Genomic DNA, 14,246 nt, shown 5'->3' with positions numbered 1-14,246 from the left:
GGAAAGCCGGTGCCCCCATGCCCGTCGCACTGTCCCTTCTCGATCTCGCCGCCATCGCGCCCGGCCAGACCGCACGCGACAGTTTCCACAACAGCGTCGCGCTGGCACGGGCGGCAGAACGCAGCGGGTACGAGCGGGTTTGGTATGCCGAGCACCACAACATGGGGTCGATCGCGTCCAGCGCGACCAGCGTGCTGATCGGATACGTGGCGGGGCAGACCGATTCGATTCGGCTGGGCGCGGGCGGGATCATGCTGCCCAATCACTCGCCGCTGGTGATCGCCGAGCAGTTCGGGACGCTCGAGTCGCTGTATCCGGGACGGATCGATCTCGGGCTGGGGCGGGCGCCGGGCAGTGATCAGGAGACGATGCGGGCACTGCGGCGCAATCCGTCCTCGGCGGACACGTTCCCGCAGGACGTACTGGAATTGCAGGGGTATCTGACCGGCAATTCGCGAATTCCGGGCGTGAAGGCCGTGCCGCGCGCGGAAGGGGTTGTGCCGCTCTACATTCTGGGTTCGTCGCTGTTCGGCGCGCAGCTGGCGGCGCATCTGGGGCTGCCGTACGCCTTCGCCTCGCATTTCGCGCCGGACGCCCTGCATCAGGCGGTGCGGGAGTATCGGGATCGGTTCCAGCCGTCGGAACAGCTGGCCGAGCCGTATGTGATGGCGGGGGTCAATGTGTTCGCCGCGGACAGCCGGGAGCAGGCCGAGTCGCAGCGGACCGTCTCCTACCGCAATCGCACGCGCGCGTTCATCAAGCGGGGCGCCAAGGGCATGGAGTTCTCCGATGAGGAGATCGACGCGTTCCTGACCACGCCGCAGGGCGCCCAGCTGGCCAAGATGACCACCTACACCGCGGTCGGCACACCCGCCGAAGTCGTTGCGTACCTGGAGGATTTCGCCTCCGACATCCGGGCCGACGAGCTCATCACCGCCCACCACGCCCAGGATGTCACCGATCGCGTGCGGTCGATCGAGCTGACCGGTGCGGCGATGGACGCGCACGCCTCCGCCACGTGATAACCGCCGAAACCACGCGGTCGGCCGCGATCCGGATACGTTTGCGGCGCAACATGCGAGGAACCGAATCCCGACCGCCCCGCCCGGCGAGTGCGCGGCCCAGCCGGTGCGGCGGGCGGCGGGGCGGGTAGCCCAGGAGGCGGCGGTCAGCAGCGCGAAGACGGTGAGCATCGGTACCTCGTTCAGCGCACGGCCCGTGGTCATGTGGGAAGCGATGGCCCCGGTGTAGACGAAAAACGCTCCGGCGTACGCCCATTCCTTGACCAGTGGGAAACGCGGGATCACCAGCGCGAGTGCGCCGAGCAGCTTCCAGATGCCGAGGATGACCAGGAAATAGGTCGGGTATCCCAGCTGCACAACGATGTCTCGGGCCCGGGGGACACGCGCGACGTCCCACCAGCCGCCGACCACCAGCTCGGCCACGGCCAGCAGCGTGGTGGTCCAGTACAGGTATACGACCGCGCGGTCGGGAACGATTCGTGTGACGATGGATTGTGTAGTCATGACACTGTGACGTTCGGCAGGCACGAAGTATGTCCGGCAACGACACGGGTTCCCCGGCGGAACGTTTCGAACGGCGGCGTGCGCGGTTGACCGCGCTGGCCTTCCGGATGCTCGGGGCCTCGGGTGAGACCGAGGGCGCGGTGCAGGAGACCTGGGTGCGGTCGAGCCGCACCGACATCGACGGCATTCGTGATCTGGACGGCTGGCTCACCGCCGCGCTCTCGCGTATCTGCCTCGACCTGCTGCGGGCCCGGCAGGTGCACAAGCAGTATCCGCTGGGAACCTCGGTGCCCGGCGGGCTGCCCTACGCACCGACCGTGGGCGGGCCCGAGGAGCAGGTCGTGCTCGACGCGGACATGGAGCGGGCCGTTCTCGTTCTGCTGCATCGCCTGCCGCCCGCGGAACGGGTCGCGTTCGTGCTGCACGACATGTTCGAGGTGCCGTTCTACGAGATCGCCGAAATCCTGCGGCGATCACCGAACGCGGCGCGGCTGCTGGCCAGCAGGGCCCGGCATCGCGTGGTCGCGGACTCCGACGAACTGCGGCCGGACACCTTGCGGGAGCACCGAATCGTGCGCGTCTTCCTGGCCGCGGTGCGGGCGGGTGACATCGGGGCCGTGGTGAGCGTGCTCGCCCCCGACATCACCGTCACCGCCGATCGGGTCGCCGCACCGGGAGCCGTGCCCGTGACGGCCGAGGGCGTGCGCGTCGTGGCGCGCCTCGCCGCGGGGTTCGCCACGCGCGCCCACTTCACCACGGTCGTACTGGTGGATGGACGGGCCGGGGCGCTGGTGGCCGCGCGCGACCAGGCGCCGACGGTGATGGCGTTCACCATCGACGGCGAGCAGATCACCCGGATCGACGTGATCGGCGACCCGGATGTGCTTGCGCGACTCGCGCTCACGGACTTCAGCGCGTAGCGACGAGCTTGACCGGTCCCTCGAGCAGGGCGTCGATGGAATCCTCCCAGGCCACCGTGCGCGTGGTCACCACACTCGGGTCGAAGCGGCCCGCGGCGACCAGCTCGAGAATATGCGGGATGACGGGGCGGACGTGGGCGCGGCCGGTGTGGAAAGTGCAGCAGCGGGAATACATTTCGAGCATGGGCAGGGCGACGTCGGTGTTCTGGACGCTGACGCTGGTGCAGTAGCCGTCGTTGGCGGTCGCGCGGATGGCGGCGACCAGGGCTTTCGAGCCGCCGGCGGCCTCGACCGTGATGGGGAAGCGGCCCACTCGTTCGGTGGGCCCGCCCTCGATGGGTTCGGCGCCGAGTTGGGCTGCCAGAGCCAATCTTTCGGGGTCGGTATCGAGGTAGACGGCACGGGCGGAACCCAGAGTCACCGCGAGACCGGCGGCGTACAGGCCGATCGACGGGGCCGCCGGGCCGCCCAGCACGAGGACCTCCGCGCCGGGACGATCGGCCAGGCGGGGCGCGACCGCGCGGTAGGCGTCGGCGATATTGTCGCTGGCGCTGGCCACGGTGGCCGGGTCCACCCCGGCCGGGAGCGGGACCAGCATGGCGTCGGCGTGCGGGACGCGGACCAGGTCCGACCAGAATCCACCCCAGTGCACGCCGCCCATCGGGCCGAGGCCGTAGGTCGACATGAACGGGACCGCGGTGCAGCCGCCGGTCACGCCGCGGCGGCAGGAATCGCAACTGCCGCAGGAGATCTGGAACGGGACGACCACCCTGTCCCCCGGCCGCACCGCGGTGACGTCCGCACCGACGGCGACCACTTCCGCCACCCCTTCGTGCCCGAACGGGTACGGGCCCGCGAGCGGGAACCGCCCTTGGAGCACGGCCGGGTCGATATCGCAGGTGGCCACGGCAATCGGGCGCACCAGGGCCTGGCCGGAGCCTTCGAGGGCAGGTTCGTCGATGTCCTCCCAGCGCAGCGCACGGGGTCCATCGAGCATGAGTCGCTTCATGATTCGATGTTTTATGGAACGATCGTTCTAGTCAACCCCGTCCGGAAATTCTATTTCCGGCGAGCCTCGAGCGCGTCGAGGATGAGATCCAGTCCGTAGGCGAATTCGGTGGTGTGGTCGTAGCCCGGGCGCAGGGCGTGGTCGACGATCATCTCCCGGAGATTCGGCAACTCATCGGGCGGCAGCTGGTCGAGGATGCCGGCTGCCACCGTTTCGACCTCCGCGGGTGTCCGCACCGGCAGATTCGCTTCCTGCAGAACATATCCGCCGATGTAGCTGTCGATGAGCGAGACGGCGTGCGCGGCCATCGGCAGCGTGAAGCCCGCGCGGCGCAGCACGCCGAGCACGGCGTCGTGGTGGCGCAGCGTGGTGGGTCCCGGATTGCGCCGGGAGTCCATGAGACCCAGGGCCCAGCTGTGCCGCGACAGGATCGTTCGGGCGGAGTGGGCGCGCGCCCGGATCGCGTCGCGCCAATCCTCGTCGGCGCCGGGCAGTTCGATGGCCGCGCACACGGCGTCGACCACACCGTCGAGGATCGCGTCCTTGTTCGGTACGTGGTGGTAGAGCGACATGGCCTCGACGCCGGTTTCCTGGGCCACCCTGCGCATCGTGATCGCCTCCGCGCCACCGCGATCCGCGACTCGGATCGCGGCTTCCAGCACGCGTTCACGGCTGAGCGGTTGCGGTCGTCGCGGCATACGGGCTCCCTGGGGACGAAGCATTGACAGGCTTACGACCGTAAGCCTACCTTACAGATGTAAGTCGCCTTACAGATGTAAGGCGCCCGGGGACGGCGCTGAATGTCTCTGACAAGGAGGGTGATTCCCATGCCGATGCCCAGATGGTGGGGGCACGTGAACAAGCGGGTGTTCAACCCCCGTGCGATAGCGGGCGGGAAATGGCCGGTACTGACCCACATCGGCAGGGTTTCGGGCGCGACCTACCGCACCCCGCTCGATGCCTACCCTGTCGAGGGCGGCTACCTGTTCGTCCCGGTGTACGGGTCGCGGTCGGACTGGGTGCGCAATGTTCTCGCGGCCGGGGTGGCACGGCTTCGGGTCGATGGCCGCGAGGTGGAACTCACCGCCCCGCGCCTGATCGGAGTCGACGAGGCGACCCGGATCCTCTCCGATCGGTCCAAGCTTCCTCCGAAACCGCTGCGCATCACCGATTTTCTCCGCATGGATCTGGTCGGTAGCTGACCGTTCAGGGTGAATTCGCCTCGACGGCAGCGGCTTCGGCCAGGCTCAACCGGATCAGCCGGGCCATGGCCGTCGAAACCGTGTGCAGCGGCTCATCGGTGCGGCGCACCCGGGCCAGAATCGTCGCGCCCTCGTAGGCCGCCACCACGGTGGTGGCCAGATCGCGGGCCTGCTCCGGTTCCAGCCCGAGCTCGGTCAGCATTTCGGCGAAACCGTGGGCCATGGCCTCGAACGCCGAAACACAGGCGGCGCGTACGGCTTCGACATCGCTGCCGCCGTCCAGGGCGGGGGTGCCGACCGGGCAGCCGGCGGTCCAGTCGGTCTCGGCCAGCTTGGTGGCCATGAAGTCGAACAGCTTTGCCGCCGTGCCGAACACATCACCGGGGGCCTGACCGATGATGCGCCCCACCAGGACTCCGGTCCCGGTGATGGCCGAGACCGCGATCTCCTCCTTGCCGCCGGGGAAGTGATGGTAGATCGACCCATACGGCAGCCCCGCCGCCTCGCTCAGCTTCTTCAGACCGAATCCGTGATAGCCGTGCCGGGCGAGCAGCCCGGCAGCGGCGACCTCGATTCGCCGTTTCGAATCGGACACCATTCATCCAGGGTATGAGCGGGGTCCGACAGCGGCAGGGTGAATCGTGTTCCGGCCTTGGATCAACCGAGCGCCGCGATGGCCGCGCGCAGCTTGACCGTGGCGGCATCGGCCACCCCGCGCAGTGCGGGATCGTCGGCGACCTGCACCATCAGCTCGGGATTCATGGCCTCCACGATCACCGTGTCGGCCTGTGAACGATCTTCGCGCACAACCACATTGCAGGGCAGCAGCAGCCCGATCTGGCGGTCCACGTCGAGCGCGGCATGCGCCAGCGGCGGGTTGCAGGCCCCCAGAATCAGGTACCGCTCCATGTCGGCGTCGAGTTTCTGCTTCAGGGTGGCGGTCACGTCGATCTCGGTGAGCACGCCGAAGCCCTGCTCGGACAGGGCCTTCCGGGTGCGTTCCACCGCGTCGGCGAAGTCGGTGTGCAGGGTGGTGGACAGGGCGAGGGTCATGGTGGGTTCCCTTTCGCTCCCGGCGTCAGGCCAGTGCCAGGAAGAGTTTTTCCAGTTCTTCGACCGTCATCGGCTCGGCGCCCTCGGCCTGCTCACCGGTCAGGCAGTCGCGCAGACCGGTGGCGACTATCTTGAATCCGGCGCGGTCGAGGGCCTTGGAGACCGCGGCGAGCTGGGTGACCACGTCCTTGCAGTCGCGGCCCTGCTCGATCATCGAGATGACGCCGGCGAGCTGACCGTGCGCGCGGCGCAGCCGGTTGAGAACCAGTGCGATGCTGTCTTCGTCGCCGATCATGGGTTTCCTTCCCTGAGTCCGATGACTCCAATATACCCCTGGGGGTATGGAGGGGTCGTGAGAGACGGCTCACCGCCACGCCCACGACCCCTGCCGTCAGTGCGCGAAGCTGATATCCGGCAGCACCTTGCGCAGCCAGCGCGGCGACCACCAGGCCGCGTGCCCGGTCAGGCGCAGCAGCACCGGCAGCAGGACCAGGCGGATCAGGACCGCGTCCAGCAGCACCGCGACGCCGAGGATGATGCCCATCTCCTTGGGCGGAAGCGGGTCGGCCAGGGCGAAGGTGAAGAACACCGCCACCATGACCGCCGCCGCGGCCGCGATCACCCGGCCCGAATGCGCGAGACCGTCGACGTGGGCCACCGCCGGGTCACCCGAGCGTTCGTAGTGTTCCTTGGCCGTGGCCAGCAGGAAGACCGTGTAGTCCATGGCGATCGCGAAGATCATGGCGAAGAAGAACACCGGACCCCAGCCGTCCAGGAAGCCCTGCGGGGTGAAGCCCAGCAGGCCCGCGCCGTGGCCGTCCTGGAACACCAGTTTCGCCACCCCGAAGGCGGCCGCGGTGGACAGCAGACTGACACCCGCGCCCAGCAGCGCGATGAGCGGGGCACGCAGCGCGACCAGCAGGAGCAGGAAGCCCAGCACCAGGATGATGGCGACCACCACGGGCAGGTAGTCGTTCAATGTCTGCTGCAGATCCAGATTCTCGGCGACCGCGCCGCCGAGCAGCGCGCCGGCGGGCAGTGCCGTGCGCAGCGCGGGGACGAGTTCGGCCATGGCCGGATCCGAGGGGTCGACGGCCGGGATCGCCTGGATCATGACCAGGCCGCTGCCGTCGGCGGCGGGTTGCGGTGGGGCGACCATCGCGATCCGCCGATCCGAGGCCGCGATCCGCGCGCTGTCGGCCGCCGCCGCGTCCGGGGCCACGATTTGCAGCGTTCCCGGTGCACCCGCGCCGAATTCGCGCTGGACCAGCTCGTAGCCCTGGCGCACGGCCGCGTCGGCGGGCACCACCTGGATCGAGGGCATGGCCACGCGCAGACTCGCCGCCGGGATGGCGAGGGCCAACAGGATGAGCAGCGAACCGATGGCGAACGGCCACGGATGCCGGTGCAGCAGCCTGCCCCACGCCGCGAACACCGGCGAGCGATGTCGCTGCCGTTTCGCGTACGGCAGCGCGCCCGCGTCGACCTGGCGGCCCAGCGCGCCCAGCACCGCGGGCAGCAGGGTCAGGGTGGCCAGCAGCACGAACGAGACGGCGAACATGATGCCGACCGCCATGGTTCGCACCGCGGGCTCGGGCACGACCAGCACGGCCGACAGGCTCACCAGCACGGTCAGGCCCGAGAGCAGCACGGCCTTGCCGGCGGTGGCCATGGTGAGCGCCACCGCGGTGCGCGGGTCGGTGCCGCCGCGCACGGCGTCGCGGAAGCGGGAGACCACGAACAGCGCGTAGTCGATGCCGAGCGCGAGGGCGAACATCATGGCGAAATTCATGGCCCACACCGAGATCGGCGTGACATGGTTCAGCAACACCAGCCCGCCCGCGGAGGCGATGAGCCCGGTGAGGGTGAGCAGCAGCGGCAGGCCCGCGGCGACCAGGGAGCCGAAGGCCAGCACCATGATCGCCAGAGTGACCGGCCAGGAGAACATTTCGGCCTTCATCATGGCGTCGTGATTGGCCCTGTTGAAGTCGCTCCACAGCGCGGAGGCGCCGGTCGGGTAGATCTCGAAGCCGTCGGTGGACAGGTTCTGCAGCTTCGGGCCGACATCGGTGACCGCGGTGACCATCGCGTCGGTGCTCGCGTTCGCGCCTGCCAGCAGGATGCCGGTATGCCCGTCGCGACTGATCGACTGGCCCGCGGAGGGTGCGACGATCGCACCGAATCGGCTGTCGGAGTGCAGGACCGCGGAAATATCGCGCACCAGCTGCTGGGCGCGCGGGCTGTCCATGGTGGCGGTGTCGGAATGGATCACCACCTGCACCGCGGCGGCGGAGTTGCCGCCGAAATGCTGTTGCGCGAGTTCACGCACCCGGACGGATTCGGAACCGTTGGCCTGCCAGCCCGCCCCCGCCAGGGCGTCGAACACCGCCGGGGCGGCCGCGCCCAGCGCGAGCGACAGGACCAACCAGAAGCCGAACACCCAGCGGGCGCGGTCGGCCATGAGGGCCCCGAAGCGGCCCAGTGCACCGCCGGGGGCGGTCGTATTCGGAGAAGCGTCGGCGACGCCGACTGTCGTACTTCGCATCTGACTTCCTTCCATACCCCCTGGGGTATATCCGAACCATACCCCAGGGGGTATTTGAACCGGGTGTGAGGTTGGTCCCGCAATCGGCGGGCACACCCCGGGAACCGCGCGACGGCCATGCGATCGGGGTCACGGGCACCGCGCCGGACTACGCTTCGCAGATGTGGCGGTAGTGGAAGGCGCGCGGCGCAGAGTCATCGATATCGGACGCCGGGCCCTCGGCCTGGACGTCCCTGCCGCCGATCACACCGTCGCCGTCCTGCACGGGGTCGACGCCGACCGGCCCGGGCTGGACCGGGGCGAAACCCTGCAACTCCTGCGGATACGGCTGCTCGGGGCGACCGGGGCGGTCATCATGGCGGTGTCGGCGCTGGGGGTGGGAGCCCAACCGGTGCACCAGAATCCGATCTCCGGGATGCGGGTGCTCGGGTTCTTCGCGCGGGCGGGGACCTCGACGCTGGCCATGTGCATGATCGGCACCGTCCTGGTGATCATGGCGTGGCTGCTGCTGGGGCGGTTCGCCGTCGGCGGCTGGGGCGGGGATCCGCGACATCGGCTCAGCCGGTCGCAGATGGATCGGACGCTGCTGCTGTGGATCATTCCGCTCAGCGTCGCGCCGCCCATGTTCAGCAATGACGTGTATTCGTATCTGGCACAGAGCGAAATCGCGGCGCGGGGCATGGACCCGTATTCGGTCGGGCCGGTGGCCGGGCTCGGGCTCAACAACGTGCTCACCAACAACGTGCCGACCATCTGGCGCGACACCTCCGCGCCGTACGGGCCGCTGTTCCTGTGGATGGGGCGCGGGATCGCGCAGATCACCGGGGACAACATCGTGCTCGGGGTCTGGATGCATCGGCTGCTGGCGCTGGCGGGCGTGGCGCTGATGGTGTGGGCGCTGCCGCGGCTCTCACGTCGCTGCGGGATCGCGGGGGTGAGTGCGCTGTGGCTGGGCGCGGCCAACCCGCTGGTGCTGTTCCACCTGGTGGGCGGGGTGCACAATGACGCGCTCATGCTCGGTTTGATGCTGGCGGGCATGGAATTCTGCCTGCGCGCCATCGAGGACTGCCCGCAGTTCGATCAGAGGGCTTGGGCGCTGCTGGTTTTCGGCGCGGTGCTGATCACGCTGTCTTCGTCGGTGAAGATCATTTCGCTGGTGAGCCTCGGGTTCGTGGGCATGGCTCTGGCACGGCGATGGGGGCGCGGGCTCGAGCCCGTGCTCGTCGCGGGCGGTGTTCTCGGCGTCATCGCCGTGGTGACGACGTTGTTCGTGAGCTTCGCCAGCGGGCTCGGATTCGGCTGGGTCAATACCGTCGCCACCGCCACCAGCGTGCGCAGCTATCTGTCGCTGCCGACGGCGGTCGGGATAATCACCGGGTTCGGCGGGGTACTGCTCGGGCTCGGCGATCACACCACCGCGCTGCTCGACATCACCCGGCCCATCGCGGAACTCGTGGCCGCCTTCGTGACCCTGCGCATGCTCATCGCCGCCTGGACCGGGCGCTTGAATGCGATCGGCGCACTGGGTGTTTCGCTCGGCGCGATCGTGCTGCTGTTCCCGGTCGTGCAGCCCTGGTACCTGCTGTGGGCGATCGTGCCGCTGGCCGCCTGGGCAAACCGGCCCATGTTCCGGGTGCCCGCGGTGGTGCTGTCGGTCGTGGTGTCGGTGATAGTGATGCCGCGCGGCGCGGACTTCTATGTCTTCCAGATCGTCGAATCCGCCATCGCCACCGTGATCGTCGGCCTGTCGCTGATCTTCCTCACCCGAAATGTGCTGCCGTGGCGCAATCAGCCGGGGGTGTCGTCCCGGTCACAGCGGCCCACGCCTTACGGTGTCTCCTCGTGACCGCAGCCTCCGCACCCGCCGTACGTGTCGACGGCGTCGTGAAACGCTACGGCGAGACCACCGCGGTCGACGGCATCAGCTTCGATATCGAACGCGCGCAGGTGCTGGCGCTGCTCGGGCCCAACGGGGCGGGCAAGACCACCACCACCGAGATGTGCGAGGGCTTCGTGGCTCCCGACGCCGGGCGTGTGCGGGTGCTGGGCCTGGACCCGATCGCCGATTCCGATCAGCTTCGACCCCGCATCGGGGTGATGCGGCAGGGCGGCGGGGCCTATCCCGGATCCAAGGCCGGGGAGATGCTGGATCTGGTCGCGTCGTACTCCGCCGATCCGCTCGATCCGGCCTGGCTGCTGGACACACTCGGGCTGAAAGACGCTCGGCGCACGCCGTATCGGCGGCTCTCGGGTGGGCAGCAGCAGCGGCTGGCCCTGGCGTGCGCGCTGGTGGGACGCCCGGAGATCGTGTTCCTCGACGAGCCGACCGCCGGATTGGACGCGCAGGCACGGCATCTGGTGTGGGAGCTGATCGACGCGCTGCGCCGCGACGGGGTCAGCGTGCTGCTCACCACACACATGATGGACGAGGCCGAGCAGCTCGCCGACCAGCTGGTCATCATCGATCACGGGCAGGTGGTCGCGCAGGGCACGCCCGCCGAGGTCACCTCGCACGGGGCCGAGGGGCGGCTGGCCTTCACCGCGCCACCCAAACTGGATCTGACGCTGCTGCAAGCGGCACTGCCGGAAGGGTTCTCGCCGCGCGAGACCGCGCCGGGCTCGTACCTGCTGCAGGGCGACATCACCCCGCAGGTGCTGGCCACCATGACCGCGTGGTGCGCGCGAATCGACGTGCTGCCCACCGACATTCGCATCGACCAGCGCCGGCTGGAAGATGTGTTCCTCGAACTGACCGGGCGGGAGCTACGGGGATGACCGAGACCGTGAACCGATTCGCGCCGGGCACCTTCTCCCCCGCGCCGCGGCCCACCACGCGGGCGAAGATGCTCGCGGCGCAGACGCGCATGGAGCTGATCCTGTTGCTGCGCAACGGAGAACAGCTGCTGCTGACCATGTTCATTCCGATCACGCTGCTCATCGGTTTGACGCTGCTGCCGGTGAGCGGGCTGGGCGAGCACCGGGTGGACCGGGTGGTGCCCGCGGTGATGATGGTGGCGATCATGTCGACCGCGTTCACCGGGCAGGCCATCGCGGTCGGATTCGATCGGCGCTACGGGGCGTTGAAGCGGCTCGGGGCGACGCCGTTGCCGCGGTGGGGCATTGTCGCGGGCAAGTGCTCGGCGGTGCTGATCGTGGTGGTGCTGCAGTCGATTCTGCTGGGGGCCATCGGATTCGCGCTCGGGTGGCGGCCCTCGCTGAGCGGGCTGGCGCTGGGCGCGGTGGTGATCGCGCTGGGGACCGCGACGTTCGCGGCGCTGGGGCTGCTGCTGGGCGGGACGCTCAAGGCCGAGGTGGTGCTGGCGCTGGCCAATATCCTCTGGTTCGTCATGCTCGGGACCGCGAGCCTGGTGTTCATGTCCGACGATCTGCCGCACGCGGTGAGCCTGATCGCGCGGATCATTCCGTCCGGAGCGTTGTCGGAGTGCCTGGAGCAGGCCATGCGGACCGGTGTCGACTGGTACGGGCTGGCGGTGCTGGCGGGCTGGGGCGGACTCGCCGGGTGGCTGGCGACCCGGTTCTTCAAGTTCGATTGATGCCGCTGCGACCGCGATCGCCCCGAAAGTTCGCGTGCGCCGGGGTGTTTAACGACACTCTGTAGTAGGGCCGGTGACGGGGCGAAATGCGTCCCCGCTACCATCGGTGCGTGCTGAATCGCGCCTTCCAGCGACTTGCCGATCTGTTCCCGATGCCTTCCCCGCGGGTGCAGCGGCTCATCGCCCTCCTGGTCGTCCTGACCCAGGCCGGAATCTCGGTGACCGGTGCGGTCGTTCGCGTCACCGCCTCGGGTCTGGGCTGCCCCACCTGGCCACAGTGCTTCCCCGGCAGCTTCGTGCCGACCGCGGTGGCCGAGGTGCCGGTGCTGCACCAGGTGGTCGAATTCAGCAATCGCATGCTGACTTTCGTGGTCACGCTCGCCGCGGCGGCCATCGTGCTGGCAGTCACGCGGGCGCGGCGGCGGCGCGAGGTGCTCGTGTACGCCTGGCTCATGCCCGGCGGAACCGTGCTGCAGGCGGTGATCGGCGGCATCACGGTGCGCACCGGATTGCTGTGGTGGACGGTCGCGGTGCACCTGCTGGCGTCCATGCTGATGGTGTGGCTGGCGACGCTGCTGTGGGCCAAGGTCGGCCAGCCCGACGACGGCGTCGACACCGTCCAGGTCCCCAAGCCCCTGCGCCTGCTGACCGTGCTGAGCGGTCTGGCCCTCAGCGCCACCCTCGTCGCGGGCACCTTCGTCACCGGTGCGGGACCGCACGCGGGCGACAAGAGCGTCGAGAAGCCGGTCGAGCGCCTCCAGGTCGAGATCACCACCCTGGTACACCTGCACGCCGAACTCCTCGTCGCCTACCTCGCCCTGCTGGTCGGCCTGGCCTGCGGCCTAGCCGCGGTCGGCATTAACAAGACCCTCTACACCCGCCTGGTCATCCTCATCGCCCTGGTCCTCGGCCAAGCCGCGATCGGCATCGTCCAGTACTTCACCCACGTCCCCGCCGTCCTGGTCGCCTTCCACGTCGGCGGCGCTGCCGCCTGCACCGCCGCCACCGCCGCCCTCTGGGCCGCCATGCGCACCCGCGAACCCCTCCCCACCTCGACCCCCGAACCCGCGGGCAAGATCAGCGCTTAACCCCGCAGAACTCGCCGCCTCCCGTCCCGGGCCACAACGCCGGCCGGATATCGGATGCGGCAGCGCCCGAGCCCTTTTCGACCCGACCGGCTGCGTGCAAAGGACTTTCCACCCGAGTCTGCCGACTAGCGTTCTCCTCCCACTCGGGTAGCCAGATTCGAGCACCATGGGACGACACACCATTCGATGAAATCGGCAATCGCCTGGGCGGCCTGGTCCAGTGGTCGTGCGTCGGCGCGGCGGCTCGACGAGGATTTCGCAGCCAGAATCGCTTGGAGCGCAAGCTCTTCCAGGCGCGTTGGATGAGGGGGCGGGCGATGTCGGTGCGGCGGCGGTCGGGAGCGATGGCCAGGCGGTAGATGTGGCAGCGCCAACCGTCCCAGCCTGCCATGACAGTGCCGACGAGTTCGATAGTGCCGGTTGGGGTCTCGTCGACGGCCAGGATCAGCGCGTCCGGGTCGCGGACGATCAGAGCCTCCATCGTGTCGGCGGGACGATGTGAGTCTTCGGCTGCCGTTCGCTAGGTATCGCTGGTAGAGCGGGTTGCGTATCGGGGTGTGGGGACGGATCTTTCGGGGGCTGGGGTGGGGAGTTTATGGTTGTCATGATGACATCGGGCTCTGGGGCGGGGTCGCGGTCCGTGAGGTCGGGCGGGGACGGCGGCAGCGCGTAGGGGGGGCCTGTTCCTTGACCGCTGGAATAGAAGAGCAAGACCATGACCCGCAAAATCGGCCTGATCTCAGGCATCGCAGCATCCGTTCTCGCGCTCGGCGCGGCATTCGCCGGGACTGCGCCAGCCGATACCTTCGGCACCACTCAGGTTCATCTGACCACTGATTTCCGTGGCGGAAGCAGCTGTCTCGACACCATCAGCGACAGCAGCCATTCGGACTTCGTGGCCATGCGGCCGTGTGAGGTTCCCCCCGAACGGTGGACAGATGTTTACGCAGCGTTCGCTGCGTCTGTCTCCAGAGACCGCTCGTAGCGGATGGGGCTGATTCCACCGATGGCGGAGTGCCTGCGGGTAGTGTTGTAGCGGTCGACCCATTTGTCAACTGCGGCAACGAGTTCGGCCTTGCAGGTGAAGGTGTGTCGGTAGTAGAACTCGTGCTTGAAGGTCGACCACAACGATTCGGCGGGGCTGTTGTCCCAGCATATGCCGGTGGCACCCATCGACCGGCGCAGGCCGTGGCGGGCGCAGGCTTTCGCGGTCAGGCCCGCGGTGAACTCGCCGCCGCGGTCCGAATGCAGGATCGTGCCGCGCACCCCTCCACCGCGCACGGCGACGGCCGCCTCGATCGCGGCCTCGACCACGTCCGAGCCGATGTGGTCGGCGACCACGTGCCCGA

At 68.8% G+C, this 14,246-nt stretch carries 16 protein-coding genes and 1 pseudogene; 7 read left to right on the top strand and 10 right to left on the bottom strand.

The annotated features are described in order from the left end of the window. The first annotated feature begins 17 nt into the window (after positions 1-17). The gene (locus tag NS2_RS21370) at positions 18-1,022 is read left to right on the top strand and encodes an LLM class flavin-dependent oxidoreductase (protein WP_071344092.1); all 1,005 of its coding nucleotides are present in this window, start codon (positions 18-20) and stop codon (positions 1,020-1,022) included. A 147-nt stretch (positions 1,023-1,169) separates the two neighbouring features. On the opposite strand, the pseudogene NS2_RS21365 reads toward NS2_RS21370, so the two are convergent. Further along, positions 1,170-1,526: pseudogene (locus NS2_RS21365) on the bottom strand (DoxX family protein); the annotation flags it as partial. Positions 1,527-1,555: 29 nt separating this feature from the next. Between NS2_RS21365 and NS2_RS21360 the strand changes: the two are divergent. Continuing rightward, the gene (locus NS2_RS21360) at positions 1,556-2,446 is read left to right on the top strand and encodes a sigma factor-like helix-turn-helix DNA-binding protein (protein ID WP_033089174.1); all 891 of its coding nucleotides are present in this window, start codon (positions 1,556-1,558) and stop codon (positions 2,444-2,446) included. On the opposite strand, the gene NS2_RS21355 is transcribed toward NS2_RS21360, so the two are convergent. Next, positions 2,436-3,455 carry a zinc-dependent alcohol dehydrogenase gene (locus NS2_RS21355; protein ID WP_033089175.1) on the bottom strand — a complete coding sequence of 340 codons (1,020 nt, stop codon included), beginning with the start codon at positions 3,453-3,455 and terminating at the stop codon, positions 2,436-2,438. The genes NS2_RS21360 and NS2_RS21355 overlap by 11 nt on opposite strands. A 50-nt stretch (positions 3,456-3,505) precedes the next feature. After that, on the bottom strand, positions 3,506-4,153 hold the full coding sequence (locus NS2_RS21350; protein WP_036551238.1) for a TetR/AcrR family transcriptional regulator: 648 nt from the start codon (positions 4,151-4,153) through the stop codon (positions 3,506-3,508). Between the two features lie 129 nt (positions 4,154-4,282). On the opposite strand from NS2_RS21350, the gene NS2_RS21345 reads away from it, so the two are divergent. Continuing rightward, entirely contained in the window at positions 4,283-4,657 is a 375-nt protein-coding gene (locus NS2_RS21345) for a nitroreductase family deazaflavin-dependent oxidoreductase (RefSeq protein ID WP_033089177.1), read from the top strand. A 4-nt stretch (positions 4,658-4,661) separates the two neighbouring features. Here NS2_RS21345 and NS2_RS21340 read toward each other — a convergent pair whose 3' ends face one another. The 4 genes from NS2_RS21340 to NS2_RS21325 all read right to left on the bottom strand — a co-directional run bounded on the left by NS2_RS21340 (position 4,662) and on the right by NS2_RS21325 (position 8,255). Next, positions 4,662-5,255 carry a TetR/AcrR family transcriptional regulator gene (locus NS2_RS21340; RefSeq protein WP_033089178.1) on the bottom strand — a complete coding sequence of 198 codons (594 nt, stop codon included), beginning with the start codon at positions 5,253-5,255 and terminating at the stop codon, positions 4,662-4,664. Positions 5,256-5,314: 59 nt separating this feature from the next. Further along, positions 5,315-5,710: a DUF302 domain-containing protein gene (locus NS2_RS21335; RefSeq protein ID WP_033089179.1), complete on the bottom strand. Its 396-nt coding sequence runs from the start codon at positions 5,708-5,710 to the stop codon at positions 5,315-5,317. Between the two features lie 25 nt (positions 5,711-5,735). After that, the gene (locus tag NS2_RS21330; RefSeq protein WP_033089180.1) at positions 5,736-6,005 is read right to left on the bottom strand and encodes a metal-sensitive transcriptional regulator; all 270 of its coding nucleotides are present in this window, start codon (positions 6,003-6,005) and stop codon (positions 5,736-5,738) included. Between the two features lie 96 nt (positions 6,006-6,101). Then, positions 6,102-8,255 (bottom strand): MMPL family transporter, encoded by a 2,154-nt coding sequence (locus NS2_RS21325; protein WP_081986084.1) that lies wholly within the window; start codon positions 8,253-8,255, stop codon positions 6,102-6,104. Positions 8,256-8,418: 163 nt separating this feature from the next. Here NS2_RS21325 and mptB point away from each other — a divergent pair, with 163 nt between their 5' ends. The 4 genes from mptB to NS2_RS21305 all read left to right on the top strand — a co-directional run bounded on the left by mptB (position 8,419) and on the right by NS2_RS21305 (position 12,897). After that, on the top strand, positions 8,419-10,101 hold the full coding sequence (gene mptB / locus NS2_RS21320) for a polyprenol phosphomannose-dependent alpha 1,6 mannosyltransferase MptB (RefSeq protein WP_147207263.1): 1,683 nt from the start codon (positions 8,419-8,421) through the stop codon (positions 10,099-10,101). Continuing rightward, complete coding sequence (locus NS2_RS21315; RefSeq protein ID WP_033089183.1) at positions 10,098-11,030, top strand: ABC transporter ATP-binding protein; 933 nt, start codon at positions 10,098-10,100, stop codon at positions 11,028-11,030. The genes mptB and NS2_RS21315 overlap by 4 nt, the downstream gene beginning before the upstream one ends. After that, positions 11,027-11,809 carry an ABC transporter permease gene (locus NS2_RS21310; RefSeq protein WP_033089184.1) on the top strand — a complete coding sequence of 261 codons (783 nt, stop codon included), beginning with the start codon at positions 11,027-11,029 and terminating at the stop codon, positions 11,807-11,809. The genes NS2_RS21315 and NS2_RS21310 overlap by 4 nt, the downstream gene beginning before the upstream one ends. A gap of 110 nt (positions 11,810-11,919) precedes the next feature. Further along, positions 11,920-12,897, top strand: coding sequence for a COX15/CtaA family protein (locus NS2_RS21305; protein ID WP_172416834.1), 978 nt, complete (start codon positions 11,920-11,922; stop codon positions 12,895-12,897). On the opposite strand, the gene NS2_RS21300 is transcribed toward NS2_RS21305, so the two are convergent. The 3 genes from NS2_RS21300 to NS2_RS21295 all read right to left on the bottom strand — a co-directional run. Beyond that, entirely contained in the window at positions 12,887-13,378 is a 492-nt protein-coding gene (locus tag NS2_RS21300) for a GNAT family N-acetyltransferase (protein ID WP_106852422.1), read from the bottom strand. The two genes, NS2_RS21305 and NS2_RS21300, sit on opposite strands and share 11 nt — an antisense overlap. A 258-nt stretch (positions 13,379-13,636) precedes the next feature. Next, positions 13,637-13,783 (bottom strand): hypothetical protein, encoded by a 147-nt coding sequence (locus NS2_RS36190; RefSeq protein ID WP_155240292.1) that lies wholly within the window; start codon positions 13,781-13,783, stop codon positions 13,637-13,639. 56 nt (positions 13,784-13,839) lie between these two features. Beyond that, the coding region (locus tag NS2_RS21295; protein WP_147207262.1) for an integrase core domain-containing protein at positions 13,840-14,246 on the bottom strand (407 nt) is incomplete at its 5' end.

The organism is Nocardia seriolae NBRC 15557, from assembly GCF_007990715.1.
GTDB lineage: Bacteria > Actinomycetota > Actinomycetes > Mycobacteriales > Mycobacteriaceae > Nocardia > Nocardia seriolae.
Note: the sequence above shows the minus strand (reverse complement) of the source record. Positions and strands in the feature narration are given on the sequence as shown.

What these genes read in the sequence shown, in the direction of transcription:
- NS2_RS21370 (WP_071344092.1), top strand. Translation starts at nt 18, where the DNA reads ATGCCCGTCGCACTGTCCCTTCTCGATCTCGCCGCCATCGCGCCCGGC.
- NS2_RS21360 (WP_033089174.1), top strand. Translation starts at nt 1,556, where the DNA reads ATGTCCGGCAACGACACGGGTTCCCCGGCGGAACGTTTCGAACGGCGG.
- NS2_RS21355 (WP_033089175.1), bottom strand. Translation starts at nt 3,455, where the DNA reads ATGAAGCGACTCATGCTCGATGGACCCCGTGCGCTGCGCTGGGAGGAC.
- NS2_RS21350 (WP_036551238.1), bottom strand. Translation starts at nt 4,153, where the DNA reads ATGCCGCGACGACCGCAACCGCTCAGCCGTGAACGCGTGCTGGAAGCC.
- NS2_RS21345 (WP_033089177.1), top strand. Translation starts at nt 4,283, where the DNA reads ATGCCGATGCCCAGATGGTGGGGGCACGTGAACAAGCGGGTGTTCAAC.
- NS2_RS21340 (WP_033089178.1), bottom strand. Translation starts at nt 5,255, where the DNA reads ATGGTGTCCGATTCGAAACGGCGAATCGAGGTCGCCGCTGCCGGGCTG.
- NS2_RS21335 (WP_033089179.1), bottom strand. Translation starts at nt 5,710, where the DNA reads ATGACCCTCGCCCTGTCCACCACCCTGCACACCGACTTCGCCGACGCG.
- NS2_RS21330 (WP_033089180.1), bottom strand. Translation starts at nt 6,005, where the DNA reads ATGATCGGCGACGAAGACAGCATCGCACTGGTTCTCAACCGGCTGCGC.
- NS2_RS21325 (WP_081986084.1), bottom strand. Translation starts at nt 8,255, where the DNA reads ATGCGAAGTACGACAGTCGGCGTCGCCGACGCTTCTCCGAATACGACC.
- NS2_RS21310 (WP_033089184.1), top strand. Translation starts at nt 11,027, where the DNA reads ATGACCGAGACCGTGAACCGATTCGCGCCGGGCACCTTCTCCCCCGCG.
- NS2_RS21300 (WP_106852422.1), bottom strand. Translation starts at nt 13,378, where the DNA reads ATGGAGGCTCTGATCGTCCGCGACCCGGACGCGCTGATCCTGGCCGTC.
- NS2_RS36190 (WP_155240292.1), bottom strand. Translation starts at nt 13,783, where the DNA reads ATGGCTGCTGTCGCTGATGGTGTCGAGACAGCTGCTTCCGCCACGGAA.